The sequence below is a fragment of the Micromonospora sp. NPDC049662 genome, from assembly GCF_040675055.1.
Classification (GTDB): domain Bacteria; phylum Actinomycetota; class Actinomycetes; order Mycobacteriales; family Micromonosporaceae; genus Micromonospora.
Genome location: NZ_JBFAOC010000012.1, coordinates 1 through 17461, shown reverse-complemented (window position 1 = coordinate 17461; position 17461 = coordinate 1). Strand labels below are relative to the sequence as shown.

Annotated in this window: 14 protein-coding genes and 1 pseudogene; 9 read left to right on the top strand and 6 right to left on the bottom strand. The window is 72.7% G+C overall.

Going from position 1 to position 17461, the window contains the following annotated elements:
* Nucleotides 1–29: 29 nt before the first annotated feature.
* Nucleotides 30–452: a DUF5319 domain-containing protein gene (locus tag AB0J36_RS12055; protein ID WP_357126313.1), complete on the bottom strand. Its 423-nt coding sequence runs from the start codon at nt 450–452 to the stop codon at nt 30–32.
* Between the two features lie 186 nt (nt 453–638).
* Between AB0J36_RS12055 and guaB the strand changes: the two genes are divergently transcribed.
* The 4 genes from guaB (at nt 639) to AB0J36_RS12035 (ending at nt 6493) form a co-directional block, all read left to right on the top strand.
* Nucleotides 639–2201: an IMP dehydrogenase gene (guaB, locus tag AB0J36_RS12050; RefSeq protein ID WP_357126310.1), complete on the top strand. Its 1563-nt coding sequence runs from the start codon at nt 639–641 to the stop codon at nt 2199–2201.
* Between the two features lie 31 nt (nt 2202–2232).
* A complete protein-coding gene (locus tag AB0J36_RS12045) occupies nt 2233–3351 on the top strand; it encodes a GuaB3 family IMP dehydrogenase-related protein (protein ID WP_357126307.1) in 1119 nt (372 codons plus the stop codon).
* Nucleotides 3352–3502: 151 nt separating this feature from the next.
* A complete protein-coding gene (locus tag AB0J36_RS12040; protein ID WP_363660485.1) occupies nt 3503–4924 on the top strand; it encodes a M1 family metallopeptidase in 1422 nt (473 codons plus the stop codon).
* Between the two features lie 108 nt (nt 4925–5032).
* The gene (locus tag AB0J36_RS12035) at nt 5033–6493 is read left to right on the top strand and encodes a M1 family metallopeptidase (protein WP_363660484.1); all 1461 of its coding nucleotides are present in this window, start codon (nt 5033–5035) and stop codon (nt 6491–6493) included.
* Nucleotides 6494–6541: 48 nt separating this feature from the next.
* Here AB0J36_RS12035 and AB0J36_RS12030 read toward each other — a convergent pair whose 3' ends face one another.
* Nucleotides 6542–7660 (bottom strand): LCP family protein, encoded by a 1119-nt coding sequence (locus AB0J36_RS12030; protein WP_357174449.1) that lies wholly within the window; start codon nt 7658–7660, stop codon nt 6542–6544.
* A gap of 146 nt (nt 7661–7806) precedes the next feature.
* On the opposite strand from AB0J36_RS12030, the gene AB0J36_RS12025 reads away from it, so the two are divergent.
* Nucleotides 7807–9504 (top strand): GMC family oxidoreductase, encoded by a 1698-nt coding sequence (locus AB0J36_RS12025; RefSeq protein WP_357174452.1) that lies wholly within the window; start codon nt 7807–7809, stop codon nt 9502–9504.
* On the opposite strand, the gene AB0J36_RS12020 is transcribed toward AB0J36_RS12025, so the two are convergent.
* Complete coding sequence (locus AB0J36_RS12020) at nt 9493–9954, bottom strand: GNAT family N-acetyltransferase (RefSeq protein WP_357126291.1); 462 nt, start codon at nt 9952–9954, stop codon at nt 9493–9495. The two genes, AB0J36_RS12025 and AB0J36_RS12020, sit on opposite strands and share 12 nt — an antisense overlap.
* A gap of 172 nt (nt 9955–10126) precedes the next feature.
* On the opposite strand from AB0J36_RS12020, the gene guaA reads away from it, so the two are divergent.
* Nucleotides 10127–11683, top strand: a complete 1557-nt coding sequence (gene guaA / locus AB0J36_RS12015) for a glutamine-hydrolyzing GMP synthase (RefSeq protein ID WP_363660483.1) — start codon at nt 10127–10129, stop codon at nt 11681–11683.
* 7 nt (nt 11684–11690) lie between these two features.
* Here the strand turns inward: guaA and AB0J36_RS12010 are convergent, their stop codons facing one another.
* Complete coding sequence (locus AB0J36_RS12010; RefSeq protein ID WP_357126286.1) at nt 11691–12029, bottom strand: PspC domain-containing protein; 339 nt, start codon at nt 12027–12029, stop codon at nt 11691–11693.
* A 144-nt stretch (nt 12030–12173) separates the two neighbouring features.
* Between AB0J36_RS12010 and AB0J36_RS12005 the strand changes: the two genes are divergently transcribed.
* From AB0J36_RS12005 to AB0J36_RS11995, 3 genes are all read left to right on the top strand, one after another.
* Nucleotides 12174–13124, top strand: a complete 951-nt coding sequence (locus AB0J36_RS12005; protein ID WP_357126283.1) for an NUDIX hydrolase — start codon at nt 12174–12176, stop codon at nt 13122–13124.
* A 137-nt stretch (nt 13125–13261) separates the two neighbouring features.
* Nucleotides 13262–14149, top strand: a complete 888-nt coding sequence (locus AB0J36_RS12000) for an NUDIX domain-containing protein (protein ID WP_357126589.1) — start codon at nt 13262–13264, stop codon at nt 14147–14149.
* A 347-nt stretch (nt 14150–14496) separates the two neighbouring features.
* Nucleotides 14497–15429 carry a CDP-alcohol phosphatidyltransferase family protein gene (locus AB0J36_RS11995; protein WP_357126586.1) on the top strand — a complete coding sequence of 311 codons (933 nt, stop codon included), beginning with the start codon at nt 14497–14499 and terminating at the stop codon, nt 15427–15429.
* Nucleotides 15430–15480: 51 nt separating this feature from the next.
* On the opposite strand, the gene AB0J36_RS11990 is transcribed toward AB0J36_RS11995, so the two are convergent.
* Together AB0J36_RS11990 and AB0J36_RS11985 are read right to left on the bottom strand one after the other, a co-directional pair.
* Complete coding sequence (locus tag AB0J36_RS11990; protein ID WP_357126280.1) at nt 15481–16734, bottom strand: phosphatidylserine decarboxylase; 1254 nt, start codon at nt 16732–16734, stop codon at nt 15481–15483.
* Nucleotides 16735–16892: 158 nt separating this feature from the next.
* Nucleotides 16893–17461, bottom strand: a pseudogene (locus tag AB0J36_RS11985) (hypothetical protein); the annotation flags it as partial.

Sequence of the window (17461 nt, the reverse complement as noted above, 5' to 3'; positions counted from 1 at the left end):
CTCCGGGAGCGCCCGGGGCCGGCGGAACCTCAGTCGGTGGGGGCGGCGCCCGGGTCCGGCTCGTCCTCGGTGCCCTCGGTCAGGGTGTCGTGCACCCCGTCGGCGTACCCACGGGCGTAGTCCCAGGTCACGTAGTGGTCCGGATCCGGGTCGTACGCCGGCTCGTGCACGCGGGGCCGCCCCGAGTTGAGCAGGTGCCGCAGGTTGCCCCGCAGCAGGTCCCAGTCGAAGTAGTGCGGCTCCCGGCAGTCCTCGCATTCGATGACCAGCCCGCGCACCCCGATGGGCGCCAGCAGGGCCTGGTAGATCTCCAGATCGGCGAGGTCCTCCAGCACGTCCTGTCGCTCGACGTCGGTCAGTGGATCCGGCGTCGCGTCGTCGCCCGGATCGTCCAGCCCCGCGGTCGGGTCGGCCGGGTCGCCGTTGAACGGGTCGATGGGCTCGTCGTGCACCCCCTCACCGTAGACCCAACGCGGCGGGAACGTCCGCCCCCGGGCACCGCGCCGAGGCAACCGCCGCCGATCCAGGTCGCGCAGGTCACTGGGTACGATGGGACGACGTGCCGGCACCGTGGCGTGTTCCGGTGCCCGCCCGCGCCACCTCGCTGAAGCCCATCCGAGCAGCTCAGGGGAGCAATCGTGGAAAATTCGCCCAGCACCGATCTTCCGGCCGGCGTCGAGCACGCCGACCTGGGCGGCCACCTGCCCGAGCTGCCCGCCGGCTCGGCCCGGGTCGTTCCGCTCGGGCTCACCTTCGACGACGTGCTGCTCCAGCCGGGCGAGTCGGACGTGGTGCCCAGCCGGGTCAACACCCGGACGAAGCTCACCCGCAACGTCGAACTGACCGTCCCGCTGCTCTCCAGCGCCATGGACACGGTCACCGAGGCGCGGATGGCGATCGCCATGGCCCGCCAGGGTGGCATCGGCGTGCTGCACCGCAACCTGTCCCTGGAGGACCAGGCGCTCCAGGTCGACCTGGTGAAGCGCTCCGAGTCCGGCATGATCACCAACCCGGTGACCGCCAGCCCGGACGACACGCTGCGCGAGGTCGACGAGCTGTGCGGGCGGTACCGCATCTCCGGCGTTCCGGTGGTGGACGGCAACGGCCAGTTGGTCGGCATCGTGACCAACCGCGACATGCGCTTCGTCACCGAGCCGGACACCCCGGTCCGCGAGATCATGACCCGGACTCCGCTGGTCACCGCCCGGGTCGGGGTGAGCAAGGACGACGCGCTGGCGCTGCTGCGCCAGCACAAGGTCGAGAAGCTGCCGATCGTGGACGACTCCGGCCGGCTGCGCGGCCTGATCACGGTGAAGGACTTCACCAAGAGCGAGCAGTACCCGAACGCCACCAAGGACGACGCCGGCCGGCTGCGGGTGGCCGCCGCCGTGGGTGTGGGCGAGGACGCGTACAAGCGGGCGCGCACGCTGGTCGACGCCGGTGTCGACGTGCTGATCGTGGACACGGCGCACGGGCACCAGCGGGCCGTGCTGGACATGGTCCGCCGGCTCAAGAAGGACGTGACGATCGACATCGTGGGCGGCAACGTGGCCACGTACGCCGGCGCGAGGGCGCTGGTCGAGGCCGGCGCCGACGGCATCAAGGTGGGTGTGGGCCCGGGCGCGATCTGCACCACCCGGATCGTCGCCGGCGTTGGCGTCCCGCAGATCACCGCGATCATGGAGGCGGCCCGTGCCGCCCGCCCGGCCGGCGTGCCGGTGATCGGTGACGGTGGCATCCAGTACTCGGGCGACATCGCCAAGGCCCTGGTCGCCGGCGCGGACACGGTGATGCTCGGCAGCCTGCTGGCCGGCTGCGAGGAGAGCCCCGGCGAGCTGATCTTCATCAACGGCAAGCAGTACAAGGCGTACCGCGGGATGGGCTCGCTCGGCGCGATGCAGTCCCGGGGGCAGGCCAAGTCGTACTCCAAGGACCGGTACTTCCAGCAGGACGTTCTCGCCGAGGACAAGCTGGTCCCCGAGGGCGTCGAGGGCCAGGTGCCCTACCGGGGCCCGCTGTCCGCGGTCGCCCACCAGCTCATCGGCGGGCTGCGGGCCGCCATGGGGTACGTCGGCGCGGAGAGCATCCCCGAGCTGCACCGGCGCGGCCAGCTGATCCGGATCACCGCGGCCGGGCTCAAGGAGAGCCACCCGCACGACATCCAGATGACCGTCGAGGCGCCCAACTACCACTCCCGCTGACCCCACCACCCCCAACCACCTGGAGTCCCCCATGCGTGACGTGGTCGAGATCGGGCTGGGCAAGACCGCGCAGCGCGGCTACCACCTGGACGACATCGCCATCGTGCCGAGCCGCCGGACCCGGGACGTCGACGACGTCTCGACCGCGTGGCAGCTCGACGCGTACCCGTTCGGCATCCCCTGTGTCGGGCACCCCTCGGACGCCACGATGAGTCCGTCGTCGGCGGTTCGGTTGGGCCAGCTCGGCGGTCTCGGCGTGCTCAACGTCGAGGGTCTGTGGACCCGCTACGAGAACCCGACGAAGGTGCTGGACGAGCTGGCCGGCCTCGACGAGGACGCCCGTGCCACCAAGCGACTCCAGGAGGTCTACGCGGAGCCGATCCGTCCCGACCTGATCGCCGAGCGGGTGCGCGAGCTGCGTGCCGGCGGCGGCACGGTGGCGGTGCGGGTCTCCCCGCAGCACACCCTCGCGCTGGCGCCGGTGATCCTGGATGCCGGGGTGGACATCCTGGTCATCCAGGGCACCATCGTCTCGGCCGAGCACGTGTCGACGACCGACGAGCCGCTGAACCTCAAGGAGTTCATCGCCGACCTCGACCTGCCGGTGATCGTCGGCGGCTGCACGGACTACAAGACGGCGCTGCACCTGATGCGGACCGGCGCGGCCGGCGTGATCGTGGGTATCGGCGGCGACGAGTGGTCGACGACCGAGTCGGTGCTGGGCATCCGGGTGCCGATGGCCACCGCCATCGCGGACGCCGCGGCGGCGCGCCGTGACTACCTGGACGAGACCGGTGGCCGGTACGTGCACCTGATCGCCGACGGTGACATTCAGACCTCCGGTGACATCGCCAAGGCGCTCGGCTGCGGCGCCGATGCGGTGATGCTCGGTGAGCCGCTGTCGCTCTGCGACGAGGCCCCCGCCGGTGGCGCCTGGTGGCACTCGGCGGCCAGCCACCCGTCGCTGCCCCGGGGCGCCTTCGAGGTGTCCGGTGACCCGATCGGCTCAATGGAGCAGCTGCTCTTCGGGCCGGCGGACGAGGCGGACGGCCAGCTCAACCTGTTCGGTGGGCTGCGTCGGGCCATGGCCAAGTGCGGCTACCGCGACCTCAAGGAGTTCCAGAAGGTCGGGCTGGTCCTCGACCGCTGATCGCTCGCGTCGCCGAAGGGCCGGCTCCGCCACCGGGCGGGGCCGGCCCTTCGCCGTCACCGTCGACGCCCTCGCCGTCGATTCGGGCATCCGTCGGCGGGTCGGTGGCTACGCTCGGTCCTGACCCCGGGTGGCGCGGAAGGAGTGGTGCATGGTCCGGAGCGGACTGACGCCGCCGCGCCGTCGGCTGGTCGCCACTCTCACGGCTCTGAGCTGCGCCGTCGTGCTGACCACGGCCGGCTGCACGGGCGACGACGACGGCTTCCGGCCCGGTGCGGTGGACGCCGGTGACCCGTACGTGCCGGGCCGGGGCAACGGGGGCTACGACGTCACGCACTACGGGCTGGACGTCCGCTACGACCCGAGGACGGACGGGCTCACCGGTCGGGCCACCATCACGGCGACCGCCACCCAGAAGCTGTCCCGGTTCAACCTGGACCTGGTCGGCCTGAACGTCGACGGGGTCACCGTCGCCGGCAAGCGCGCCCAGCACCGACGCGACGACGGCGAGCTGGTGGTGACCCCACGCGCCGGGCTGGCGCGCGGTCGGTCGTTCACGGTGACTGTCGACTACGCGGGCGTGCCCACCCCCGTCGACGACGGCGTGCTCGGCAGCGGCGGTTTCCTGCACACCGCCGACGGGGCCATCGCGCTCGGGCAGCCCGAATCGGCGGCCACCTGGTTCCCGGTCAACGACCACCCGTCGGACAAGGCCAGCTACGACATCGCGGTGACCGTCCCGGACGGACTGTCCGCGTTGAGCAACGGGGTGCCCGGCCCCCGGAGCAGCGCCGACGGGTGGACGACCTGGCGCTGGTCGGAGCGCACCCCGATGGCCAGCTACCTGAGCACCCTCGTGATCGGGAACTACCGGGTGGTCTCCGGCACCCACGCCGGAAGGCCGCTGGTCACCGCGGTCGCGGCGAGCCTGCCGGCGAACGGTGGCGCGGCCGGCTCGGTGGCCCGCACCGGGGAGATCGTCGACTTCCTGGCCAGCCGCTTCGGCCCGTACCCCTTCGACTCGTACGGCGGGATCGTGGTCGCCGACGAGCGGATCGGGTACGCGTTGGAGACGCAGTCCCGGCCGGTCTACGGGCCGGCCTTCTTCACCGGCGACCACCCGAATCCCGGGGTGGTGGCGCACGAGCTGGCCCACCAGTGGTTCGGCGACAGCGTGTCCCTGCGCAGGTGGAGCGACATCTGGCTCAACGAGGGCTTCGCCAGTTACGCCGAGTGGCTGTGGGAGGAGCACGACGGCGGCCGGACCGCGCAGCGCAACTTCGAGCTGCAGTACGCGTCGACCGACTGGTCGGAGCCGTCGGTCGAGCCGGGCCGGGAGCGGATGTTCGGCACCGCCGTCTACAAGCGCGGCGCGCTCGCCGTGCACGCGCTGCGCCGGACGGTCGGTGACGACACCTTCTTCCGCATCCTGCGCACCTGGACGTCGGAGCGGGCGTCCGGCACCGCCACCACCTCGGACTTCGTGGCGCTGGCCGAGCGGGTGGCCGACCGGCAGCTCCAGCCGCTCTTCGACGCCTGGCTGGTGGGCGGCGCGGCACCGACCCTGCCGTGACGGCCTTGTGATCATCTATCGATAGGCTGCCGCCTGCGATCGGGCAGGAGCGCCGGTCGCGCGGGGGTGGCGCGGCCCTCCCGCACCGGGTGTACGGGGAGGTTCGTGATGCGGGGTAGGCGGCACAGGCTGCGGGCGGGCGTCGGTCTGCTGGTGACCGGGGCGCTCGTGTTGTCCGGATGCGACTCGTCCACACCGGAGGCGGCACCGCCGTCGCCGAGCGCGTCCCCGACGCCGTCGCGGAACTTCACTCCGGGTGCGGCCGGAGTCGGCGACGCCTACTTCCCCAGCTACGGCAACGGCGGGTACGACGTCGGGAAGTACACCGTCAAGGTGCGCTACGACCCGGCGAAGGACCGGTTGACGGGTGCGACCACCGTGCAGGCCACGGCGACGGCGGACCTGTCGACCTTCAACCTCGACCTGGCGGGCCTGACGGTCACGACGGTCACCGTGGACGCCGCGCCGGCCACCCACACGCGGAACAAGAACGAGCTGGTCATCACGCCGGCGGCCGGCCTCATCACGGGCAACGGATTCGTGGTGGAGATCGCGTACGAGGGTGTGCCGAAGCCGCTGAAGAACGAACTGCTCGGCGAGGGCGGTTTCCTGCACACCGCCGACGGCGCCATCGCCCTGGGTCAGCCCGAGTCGGCGAGCACCTGGTTCCCGGTCAACGACCATCCGTCGGACAAGGCGGCGTACGACTTCGAGATCACCGTCCCGCAGGGCATCACCGCGGTCAGCAACGGCGTGCCGGGCGGTAGCACCACCACGGATGGCTGGACCACCTGGAAGTGGTCGGAGAAGTCGCCGATGGCGAGCTACCTGAGCAACGTGGTGATCGGCAAGTTCCGGATCACCACGGGCCAGCACAAGGGCAAGCCGGTGTACAGCGCGGTCACCACGAAGGTGGCCAAGGGCGCCTCCGACGCGTCGATCGCGAAGACCGTCAAGGTGGCCGACTACCTGGAGACGGTCTTCGGGCCGTACCCGTTCGACGCGTACGGCGGCGTGGTGGTCTCGGACAGCCGGATCGCGTACGCGCTGGAGACGCAGAGCCGCCCGGTCTACTCGGCCGGCTTCTTCCGGCGGGGCGAGAACACCGAGGTGGTCGCCCACGAGCTGGCCCACCAGTGGTTCGGCGACAGCGTGGCGCTGGCCAAGTGGGAGGACATCTGGCTCAACGAGGGCTTCGCGACGTACGCGGAGTGGCTGTGGGCGGAGCACACCAAGGAGTACACCGCCAAGCAGGCCTTCGACATCCGGTACCAGCGGGTGCCCGCCACGGTGTGGAAGACCCCGCCGGGCAAGCCGGGCGTGAAGGACCTGTTCAGCGAGTCGGTCTACCAGCGCGGCGGAATGACCCTGCACGCGCTGCGGGTGGCCGTCGGTGACAAGGCGTTCTTCGAGATCGTCAAGACGTGGGCGGCGGAGAAGCGCAACGGTGTCGCCACCACCGCCGAGTTCGTGGCCCTCGCCGAGCGGATCTCCGGCAAGCAGCTCGACGCGCTCTTCGACGCGTGGCTCTTCGGCACCAAGAAGCCCGCCCAGCCCAAGAAGCTCTGACCCCGCCCACGCCCCCGCCCGCCCCACCGGGCGGGGCGGGGGCCGGGCTCAGTTCTTGACCACCAGTTTGGGGTGGGCCTTCAGGTACGCGTCGGCGCGACCGGCCCGGAGTTCGGTGATGAACGTCCGCCCCTCACTGGTGAGCTGTTCGCCCCGGTAGGCGCTGCCCTTGCCGACGCCGGAGCCGGGCAGCCCGACCAGGGTGAACTGGTTCTCCGGCACCCCGCTGAGGGCGTACGCCAGGTCGACGATCCGGTCGCCGCCCACGTACACCAGGGTGTCGCCCAGGGCGGCGACCACCTGGTCGACCCGCTCGGGCTGCCGGGCCAGGCCCTCGTCGAGGATCTTGCGGGTCAGGGCCTTGACGAGTTGCTGCTGGTGACGCTGGCGGGCGTAGTCGCCGCCGGTGATGTAGCGCTGCCGGGCGTAGTCCAGTGCCTGCCAGCCATTGAGGTGCTGTTCGCCCTTCTCGTAGACCTTCTGCGGGCCGGTGTAGCCGCCGGGGGCGCTGTCCCGGTACTTGCCGTCCGGCTTGCGGTGCAGGGACGCGACCCGCTGGTCGACGTAGATGTCCACCCCGCCGAGGGCGTTCACCAGCTTGTCGAACCCGCCGAAGGTGAGCACGGCGCCCGCGTCGATCCGCAGCCCGGTGTAGCCGCTCACCGTGCTGCGCAGCAGCTCGTACCCCTGGGCCGTGCTCGGCTGCTTGGGCTTGCCCGGCACCCGGCTGCCGAAGCTCATCGAGTGGGTGAGCTTGGTCTTGCCGCCCTTGTAGCCGGCCTTGGGGAACGGCGGGATGTCCACCAGCAGGTCGCGGGGGAGCGAGAAGAGGTACGCCCGGCCCAGGCCCTTCGGCACGTGCAGCACCAGGACGGCGTCGGAGTGCGGCTCCCAGCCCGGCACGCTGACCCGGGTGTCCACGCCGACCAGCAGCAGCGTCAACGGGCCGCTGATGTTCGCGCCCGGCGGCGGGCCGGTCGGGCTCGGGGTGGGTGGGGCGGCCGGCGACGGACTCGGCGAGCCGGCCAGCGGGGTGCTGGCGGCCTTGTCGTCGCCGCTCAGCCGCATGATCACCGTCGTTCCGCCGACGACCAACGCCACGACGGCGAGCGCCGCCAGCCCGAGCAGCAGCCAGCGTCGGCGCGGCTCCATCGACCCCAGGATCATCGTGTGCTTCCTTCCACCCGTATCCGGAACAACGCTCCGACGGGTGCTCCGGGTTGCGGCCGGGAGGCGACGGGTCGGTCGGCCGGTGCATGATCGCGCGAAAACGGGCGCTGGCGCGAGCGCTACTCGCGAGTAATGATGCGTCCATGCGGTACGACGTGGTCGTCATCGGGTCCGGCTTCGGCGGCGGCGTCACCGCCCTGCGGCTGGCGGAGAAGGGCTATTCGGTCGGTGTCGTCGAGGCGGGCCGCCGCTTCGCCGACGACGAGTTCCCGCAGACGTCGTGGCGTCTGCGCCGGTTCCTCTGGGCGCCGAAGCTGGGCTGCTACGGCATCCAGCGGCTCACCCTGCTCCGCTCGGCCGCCGGCCGGTCCGGCGGCGGCGTGCTGGTGCTCTCCGGAGCGGGGGTGGGCGGCGGGTCACTGGTCTACGCGAACACCCTCTACGAGCCGCTCGACGCCTTCTACCGCGATCCACAGTGGCGCGACGTCACGGACTGGCGAGACGAGTTGGCCCGCCACTACGACCAGGCGAAGCGGATGCTCGGCGTCACCACGTACCCCGTCCACACGGGCGCGGACCGCGCCATGCGGGCGGTGGCCGACCGGATGGGGGTGGGGCACACCTTCCACGCCACCCCGGTCGGCGTGCACATCGGTCGTCCGGGTGAACGCGTCGCCGACCCCTACTTCGGTGGCGTCGGCCCGCAGCGCACCGGCTGTCTGCACTGCGGCTCGTGCATGACCGGCTGCCGGCACGGCGCCAAGAACACGCTCGCCAAGAACTACCTCTGGCTCGCCGAGCGGCTGGGCGCCACCGTGCACCCGCTGACCACGGTGACGGCCGTCCGGCCGGCCGCCGGTGGCGGGTACGAGGTGCACACCGAGCGCACCGGGGCGTGGTTGCGCCGACGGCGGCAGGTCATCCACGCCGACCAGGTGGTCTTCGCGGCCGGGGCGCTCGGCACGCAGCGGCTGCTGCACGAGATGAAGGCCACCGGGGCGTTGCCGCGCCTGTCGGACCGGCTGGGCGCGTTGACCCGGACCAACTCCGAGGCGATCCTCGGCGCGTCGATCCCCCGGCGACGGGCCCGACGGGAGCGGACCGACTTCACCGAGGGGGTGGCGATCACCAGTTCGTTCCACCCCGATCCGCAGACCCATATCGAACCGGTCCGCTACGGCCGCGGCTCGAACGCCATGGGCCTGCTCCAGTCGCTGCTGGTCGACGGCGGGCCGCACCGGGTCCGGCGCTGGCTGGGCAGCATCGTCCGGCAGCCGCGCCTGGCCGCGCGGATGCTGACCGTGCGCGGCTGGTCGGAGCGGACGGTGATCGCCCTGGTGATGCAGTCGGTGGACAACTCGTTGACCACCCGCTGGCGGCGCGGTCGGTGGGGCCGCCGCCTGGTCGCGGGGCCGGGGCACGGCACCCCGAGCCCGACGTGGATCCCGGCCGGCAACACCGCCACCCGACTGCTCGCCGAGGAGATCGGCGGTACGCCCGGCGGCTCGCTCACCGAGCCGTTCGACATCCCGGTCACCGCGCACATTCTGGGCGGGGCGGTGATCGGCGCCACCCCGGCCGACGGGGTGGTCGACCCCTGGCACCGGGTGTACGGCCATCCGGGCCTGCACGTGGTCGACGGCGCGGCCGTCTCCGCCAACCTCGGGGTCAACCCGTCGCTGACGATCACCGCGCAGGCGGAGCGGGCGATGTCCTTCTGGCCCAACCGGGGCGACGAGGACCCCCGGCCCCCACTCGGAGATCCGTACCGACGGCTGCCGGCCGTACCCCCGCGCACGCCGGCCGTGCCCGCGGACGCCCCGGCCGCCCTACGCCCCTGACAGGGGCCGGCGGAGGATGTGGTTGACGCCGAACACGGTGTCGCTGACGCGGACGTCGGTGTAGCCGAGCCGGTGGTAGAACCCGTGCCCGGTGTGGCTGGCGCCCGTTTCCATGAACGCGTGCCCCTCGGCCCGGGCCAGCTCCTCGACGTGCCGCATCAACCGGCGGCCGACGCCGCGGCCGTGCGCGTCCGGGTCGACGAACATGGTGTAGACCTTGTTGCCGTCGCGGGACACCGTGCCGACCGGGCGTCCGTCCTGCTCGGCGACGTAGATCCGCCGCTCGGCACTGAGGTCGCGGAACCGGTCGGCGGTGAAGTGGTCGCACATCCGGTCGATCAGCTCGGCCGGGTAGTCACGGCTGTTCACCTCCCGCAGGCAGCGGACGACCAGGGCCGACAGCGCCTCGCCGTCCTCGGGGCGGAACGCTCGGATGGTCAGCTCGGTCATCGGCACGCCTCCGTCCGGTCCGCACGGGGATCGTCGCGCACCGTATCGGGACGCGGGACGCCGTCGCCACCCCGCCGGACATCACGGGGCATACCGCCGACGGTGCGGCCGCCGCGCCGAGTGCGTGGGGCGCGGGTCGGGCCGGGGGTGACTGTCGGTAGGCTTTCTGCACATGAGCCTGCCTCGCCCCGTCCTCGTGGTGGACTTCGGAGCCCAGTACGCCCAGCTCATCGCGCGCCGGGTCCGCGAGGCGAAGGTCTACTCCGAGATCGTGCCGCACTCCATGCCGGTCGCCGAGATGCTGGCGAAGAACCCGGCCGCGATCATCCTCTCCGGCGGTCCGGCCAGCGTGTACGCGCCGGACGCCCCGCAGATCGACGCCGGCCTGTTCACGGCCGACGTGCCGGTCTTCGGCATCTGCTACGGCTTCCAGGCGATGGCCCAGGCGCTCGGGGGCACCGTCGCGCACACGGGCAGCCGGGAGTACGGCGGTACCCCGCTGCGTCCCCGCCTCACCGAGCCGGGTGTGCTGCTGCGTGACCTGCCGGCTGATCTGCCGGTCTGGATGAGCCACGGCGACTGCGTCACGGAGGCCCCCGAGGGCTTCACGGTGACGGCCGAGTCGGCGGGCGCGCCCGTGGCGGCCTTCGAGGACATCGTCGGCCGCCGGGCCGGCGTGCAGTTCCACCCGGAGGTCGGGCACACGGCGCACGGCCAGGAGATGCTGACCCGCTTCCTGTACGACATCGCCGGCATCGAGCCGACCTGGACGCCCGAGAACATCATCGACGAGCAGGTCGCCCGCATTCGGGCGCAGGTCGGCGACAAGGAGGTCATCTGCGGCCTCTCCGGCGGGGTGGACTCGGCGGTCGCCGCCGCGCTGGTGCACCGGGCGGTCGGTGACCAGCTCACCTGCGTCTTCGTCGACCACGGCCTGCTGCGCGCCGGTGAGGCCGAGCAGGTCGAGAAGGACTACGTCGCCGCCACCGGCATCAAGCTGAAGGTGGTCGACGCGGCGGAGAGGTTCCTCGGCGCGCTGGCCGGGGTGACCGACCCCGAGCAGAAGCGCAAGATCATCGGCCGGGAGTTCATCCGGGTCTTCGAGGCCGCCGCCCGGGAGATCGCCTCGCACGGTGACGTGGAGTTCCTCGTCCAGGGCACCCTCTACCCGGACGTGGTCGAGTCCGGCGGCGGCACCGGCACCGCCAACATCAAGAGTCACCACAACGTCGGCGGCCTGCCGGAGGACCTGAAGTTCGCGCTCGTCGAGCCGCTGCGCACGCTCTTCAAGGACGAGGTCCGGGCGCTCGGCCTCCAGCTCGGCCTGCCCGAGGCGATGGTCTGGCGGCACCCGTTCCCCGGCCCCGGTCTGGCCATCCGGATCATCGGCGCCGTCGACCGGGAGCGCCTCGACCTGCTGCGTCATGCCGACCTGATCGCCCGTGCGGAGCTGACCGCCGCCGGCCTGGACCGGGGCGTCTGGCAGTTCCCCGTGGTGCTGCTCGCCGACGTGCGCAGCGTCGGGGTGCAGGGTGACGGGCGCAGCTACGGGCATCCCGTGGTGCTGCGCCCGGTCTCCAGCGAGGACGCGATGACCGCCGACTGGTCCCGGCTGCCCTACGAGGTCGTCGCCCGGATCTCCACCCGGATCACCAACGAGGTCGCCGAGGTCAACCGCGTGGTGCTGGACGTGACCAGCAAGCCGCCGGGCACCATCGAGTGGGAGTGAGCGGGCCTCACGCGGCCGGCGGGGTCGTCGGCGGGTAGGGCGGCGTCGGGGCGTACCCCGGCGGTGGACCGCCCGGCGCGGACCCGGCGGTCGGCGCGACGCCCGCCGGGTGCGGCCAGGCGGGCGCGCCGGTGGGCTCCTCGGGCATCAGGAACCACATGATCGGGTACGCGAGCAGCGCGACCCCGCCGGTGAGCAGGCCGGTGACCGCGAAGGCCACGCGGATCAGGGTGGGGTCGACGTCGAAGTAGCGGCCGAGGCCACTGGCGACCCCCGCCACCATGCGGTCGGTGGTGGGTCGCCGGAGCTGCTTGTACGGGGCCTGGGGAGCGGCGGTAGGTGTCATGCCTCCACGGTCCTCGTCGACGCCCGGCCTGCCCTCGGTGACCGCCCGGATCCCTACCCTGATCGATCCCTGAGCGGGAAGCGAGAAGTCAGGAATCCGACTCTTTTCCGTTCCGGTAACGCGGCCCGGGGAGAATTTGGACCCGTGACCACCATGCTGGAGCCGCTCCGCAGGATCGCGGCATACGCAGTTTGTGCTGATTCAGACGGCCGAGTGTTGCTGGTCCGCGCATCGGAGCGCTCCGGCACCCCCGGCACCTGGTCGCTGCCCGGAGGGGCGGTCGACCACGGCGAGGACCCCCATCACACGGTGGTCCGCGAGACCGCCGCCGAGACGGGCCTCTCGGTCGCCGTCTCCGGCCTGGCCGACGTGCTCGCCGACATGCGGGCGTTGCCCGAGCGCGGCATCACCATCCACACCGATCGCCTGATCTACCGGGTGGCGGTGCGCGGCGGCACGCTGGCCGACCGGGCCGGCGAGCGTCCCACCGACCTGGCCCGGTGGTACACGCTTGACGAGGCGCGTCAGTTGCCGCTGCGCTCCTTCACCGCCCGCACTCTCGGCCTCCCCGCCTCCTCGGCCGACGTGGTGCCCGAGGAGGCCCCCGAGTTCCCCTCCTTCTACGCGGTCCCCGGCCCGGACGGGCTGCACCGGGCGCAGCGCTTCGCCGCGTACGCGGTGTGCACCGACCCGGCCGGGCGGGTGCTGCTCACCCGCATCTCCGACGGCTACCCGGGCGCCGGCTGCTGGCACCTGCCCGGCGGCGGCACCGACTACGGCGAGCAGCCCGGCGCGGCGCTCATCCGGGAGCTGGTCGAGGAGACCGGCCAGGCCGGCCGCCTCGTCGAGCTGCTCGGTGTGGCGAGCCACCGCGACGCCGCCTCGCTCGGTCCGGAGGGTTATCCGATCGACTGGCACGGCGTACGCGCCTTCTACCGCGTGGTGGTCGACCAGCCCAACCCGCTGATCATCGGCGACGTCGGCGGCTCCACCTGCGAGGCCCGTTGGTTCGCCCGCGAGGAGTTGGGCGCCCTGCCCACCGACCGTCTGACCGAGGTGACAGCCGAGGCAGTCCAAGCAGCCCAACTAACCTGACCCCCCACCCCCACCCTGGCCCCCGCCCACCGGCCTCGCGGTGATCATGAAGTTATTGTCAGGACACGCCGAGATGGACGGCGATAACTTCATGATCACCGGGTGCTGCTGGGGACGGGGGTAGGGGCGTGGGCGGGGTGGAGTCGGTGCGGCGGGTTGGTTCCTATGGTCTGTTGGGGGATCTGGGGCGGTTTCTGGTTGTCCGGGATAGCGGGGCGCGGGCCTGGTCGCTGCCGGGAGGGCTTGTCGCGCACGCGGAGCACCCGGAGCGGGCCGTGGTGCGCGCGTTCACCGAGCAGACCGGTTCGAGCGCGTCGGTGGGTCGGTTGCGGGCCGTCGTCGCGGACGTGAACGCCGACGCGGGTGGCGGTACGTCGGTGCACACCGACCGCTTGCTGTTCGACCTCGCCGTACCTGACGGTGTGCCGGAGGTCACCGGCGGTGGCGTGGAGACCCGTTGGGTCGACCCCGGGGCCGTGGCCGAGCTGCCGTTGACGCCGTTCAGCGCCGAACTGCTCGGCCTGCCCGCCGTTACGCTTCCGGTCGACGCGTACCCGTCCGCCGAGCCGCCCGCGCCGTCGCATCCGGATCGCCGGCTGCGCTTCGGGGCGTACGGGCTGGTCACCGACCCGGCGGGGCGGATCCTGCTGACCCAGATCGCCGACGGCTACCCCGGTGCCGGCAAGTGGCACCTACCCGGCGGCGGCACCGATCACGGTGAGCAGCCGACCACCGGGCTGCTCCGGGAACTGGTGGAGGAGGGCGGTCAGGTGGGCCGCGTGGTGGAGCTGCTCGGCGTGGACAACCTGCACAACCCGGCCGCGCTCGGCCCGGAGGGTCGTCCGTTGGACTGGCACGGCGTCCGGGTGGTCTACCGGGTGCTGGTGGACGCCCCCACCGACGCCGTGGTGACCGAGTCCGCCGGTGGCTCGACCGCGCGGGCGGGCTGGTTCACCGTCGCGCAGACCGCTGAGCTGCCGCTGACCGGCATCGCTGCCTCGGCAATCGGACAGCTGGCCGCATAGCACTCGGCTCAGCGAGCCGAGTTGGCTACCCTCCGGTAGAGTCAGAGGCGGGAATGGTGGAGGAAACGGGCGATGAAGCCCGGGATGGGGAATAACAAGCGGTTCGCGTGGTTTGTACCAGATGAGTACCGCCGGCAGCTATCGCCAAGCCCCGTTCCCCTGTGCGATGGTGTACTCCGCCAAAACGGCTGCCGGGCCACGTAAGGTCCGGCACGAGACAGCCGGACACCCGCCCCCCGAGGGCGGCAAGCCGATCCGGTGATGGAGGAAACGTGCCGAGAGCCCTTTGGCGCCGGCGTCGTACGACTGACAGTCCGCGCCCCGCAGGGCGTCGCTGGGCGGGCCAGTTGCGCCGCAGCAGCACGTTCGCCCGCCAGGTGTTGCTGGTCCGGGTGGGCCGCCGTGACGGTGACCTGCGGACCACCGACCTGACACTGCCCGAGCACCGGTACGCCGACCGCCAGCGCCGTCGCTACGGCCTGGACCGGCTCAGCCGGCCTGCCGGCGTCAGCCGCGCCGGCATCGAAGCGGTCATGCCGGTCAGCCCGGCGCTGCCGATGGCGCACACCGACGAGGCCACCGCCGGGTCGATCCCCCTGCTCCCCGGCGAGCGCACGATGGCCCGCCGGATGAAGTTCGCCCTGGTCAACGCCTGCACCCTGGCCAGCCTGATGCTCGGCATGCTGGCGATCTTCCTGGCCATGCAGGGCGAGGTGCGCATCGCCGCCCTCTGCCTGATCGCCTGCGTCATCTTCGACGGCCTGGACGGTGCGTTGGCGCGTCGGCTCGGCGTCGCCAGCCCGTTCGGCGCTCAGATGGACTCGCTCGCCGACATGTGCTCGTTCGGCCTCGCCGCGCCGGTGGTGGTCTACGCGTCGCTCGCCGGCTCCGTGTCGACGGCCGCGGCTGCGGTCGCCTGTGCGCTGGTCGCGGCGTGCGCGGCGATCCGGCTGGCCCGCTTCAACGTCTCACCGAAGGACGGCCGCTTCTTCTGCGGTGTCCCCACCACCATGGCCGCCGCCGTGCTCGCCGTGACCGTGGCGATCGGTCTGCCGGTGCCCGGCTTCGTGCTCGTGGCCGGCGTGGCGCTGCTCGCCTTCGCGATGGTGTCCAGCTTCCCGTACGCCAAGCTCGCGCGCCTGGTGAAGCTGCCGCCGTGGCTCTGGCTCGCCCCGGTGCTCGGCGCGCTCGTCGACATCCGGCTCACGTTCGCCCTGATCGTGGTCGGTTACCTGATCAGCGGGCCGGTGCTCTGGCTGCGCCAGCGTCGTACCGCCTGACCCGACGTACGAGAACGGGGCGCCGCGGACAGCGGCGCCCCGTTCTTCGTCTCAGCGCCAGCGGGCGATCACCGTGGCGCCGCCGACGACCTTGTCGCCCGGCCCCACCAGCGGTTCCGCGGCGTCGGCCGGCAGGTAGACGTCGGTCCGCGAGCCGAACCGGATGAGCCCGAACCGCTCGCCCTTGGCCAGCAGCGCGCCGATCGGCGCGCGCTGCACGATGCGGCGGGCGATCAGACCGGTCCGCTGCGCGACCACCACCGTGCCACGGCTGGTGTCCAGCACCGTGTACGCGGCGACGTTGTGCTCGGCGTCCGGCTTCATCGCGTTGACGAAACCACCGTCGGCGACGAAGTAGTCCACCACCTTGCCGGCGACCGGGGCCCGGTTGACGTGCACGTCCAGCACGGACAGGAAGACCGCGACGCGCAGCCACTCGCCGTCACCGAACCGCTCGTCGTGCAGCCGCTGCACCGACAGGACCTTGCCGTCCGCGCTGGCGACCACGGCGTTCGGGTCCTCCGGCACGTCCCGCTGCGGATCCCGGAAGAACGCGGCGACCGGGCCGGCCGCCAGCGCCGGCAGCAGCCACAGCTTGGACGACGGACGCGCCACCCGGGCCAGCGCCGCCAGACCCAGCGTGATGCCCGCCGCCGCCACCCCGTTGGAGTCGATGTGCATGCCCCTGGTCAGCGGCACGCTGGACGGCCGGTACGCCGGGGCCAGCCGGTCGGCCGCCGCCGGACTGGCCGGCGTGAACCGCAGTCGGTGGACCCGTATCGGCGGCGAGTTGCGCAGCACCAGGTCGCTGCCGACGCCGTACAGGGCGTCCTGGCGGCCCAGCTCGCCGGCCGCGCCGGTGGTCCGGCCCGGCGTCGCGGTGGTGGCGACGGTCAGCACCGCGCCGTCGGCGAGGTACTTCGACAACCCCTGGATGTCGTGACGGGCCTCCTCGGCGGTGCCGACGAACGCCTCACCGGCGACGACCACCGCCGCGGGCTCGGCGTCGGAGAGCGCGTCGACCACGTGTACCCGGTCGGCGACCCACCGGCCCTGGGCGGTGACGTGCTCACGGAGCGCGGCGGCGGTGGACGACTCGGCGGGCACCACGGTGAGCCGGTCGCCGGGGAGCAGCGCCTCGATCGCCGCGGCCAGCACCGCGGACTCCGGGCTCACGCCGACCAGCAGGGCGACCTTCGGGTCGTTCATCCGGGCCAGCTCGGAGACGAGCGTACGGGCGGCTCGCTCGCCGATGCGGACCGGACCGGACCGGCCGGTGGTACGCACGGCGGGGGACTGCGTCATGACGGGCGGGCTCCTGACGGGGTAGAGACGGGAATCGCGGCGGGGGCGCCATGGCGGGACGGGCCGGCCGGCGGAGGCGAGATCTCCACCGGCCAGCATATGCGCCTGTCCGCCCCGGCCGCAGCGGCGAGCCCTCCGGCCCGGGGCGACCGCCGGGGTCAGGAATCCTCTCGCCGCCCCGCCCGCTCGTCAGCGCCCGCCGGATCGTCGCCGGTGGCGGGGCCGTCGCTGGCCGCCGGATCCTTGTCGCCGGCCGACGTCTCGGCCGACGTATCGGCCGACTTTTCGGCCGACGGATCGGCCGCCCGGGTCTCGCCGACCGGGGTGAGCGGGTGGTCGACCCGGGTCGGCTCGGCGGCCTGCGCCGTGGCCGGCGAGGTCTCCGGCTCGGCCGGGGCGTGCGCCAGCCAGGCGGGATGGACCATGCCGGCCGTCGCCGCGTCCGCCGTGCTCAGCTCGGCCGTGGGCGGCTCCGCCGTGCTCAGCTCGGCCGTGGGCGGCTCCGGTGTGCGCAGTTCGGCCGTGGGTGGCTCCGGCGTGCGTAGCTCCGCCGTGGGCGCAGGGTCGGGCATGGACTCGAACATGGTCGGCGCGGGCGGCTCGTACCCGGTCGGCTCGAACGAGGCGGTCCGCGGTGTGCCCTGCTCGGCTGCGACGGGCGCGGGCGCGCCCGCGCCCGTCGCACCGGGGGCCGTCGCACCCGGGACGGGGGGGGAGATCGGGTCGG

Bases quoted from the DNA above. Each gene is read 5' to 3' on its own strand.
- AB0J36_RS12045 (WP_357126307.1), top strand. From the start codon at position 2,233: ATGCGTGACGTGGTCGAGATCGGGCTGGGCAAGACCGCGCAGCGCGGC.
- AB0J36_RS12040 (WP_363660485.1), top strand. From the start codon at position 3,503: ATGGTCCGGAGCGGACTGACGCCGCCGCGCCGTCGGCTGGTCGCCACT.
- AB0J36_RS12035 (WP_363660484.1), top strand. From the start codon at position 5,033: ATGCGGGGTAGGCGGCACAGGCTGCGGGCGGGCGTCGGTCTGCTGGTG.
- AB0J36_RS12030 (WP_357174449.1), bottom strand. From the start codon at position 7,660: ATGATCCTGGGGTCGATGGAGCCGCGCCGACGCTGGCTGCTGCTCGGG.
- AB0J36_RS12025 (WP_357174452.1), top strand. From the start codon at position 7,807: ATGCGGTACGACGTGGTCGTCATCGGGTCCGGCTTCGGCGGCGGCGTC.
- AB0J36_RS12020 (WP_357126291.1), bottom strand. From the start codon at position 9,954: ATGACCGAGCTGACCATCCGAGCGTTCCGCCCCGAGGACGGCGAGGCG.
- guaA (WP_363660483.1), top strand. From the start codon at position 10,127: ATGAGCCTGCCTCGCCCCGTCCTCGTGGTGGACTTCGGAGCCCAGTAC.
- AB0J36_RS12010 (WP_357126286.1), bottom strand. From the start codon at position 12,029: ATGACACCTACCGCCGCTCCCCAGGCCCCGTACAAGCAGCTCCGGCGA.
- AB0J36_RS11990 (WP_357126280.1), bottom strand. From the start codon at position 16,734: ATGACGCAGTCCCCCGCCGTGCGTACCACCGGCCGGTCCGGTCCGGTC.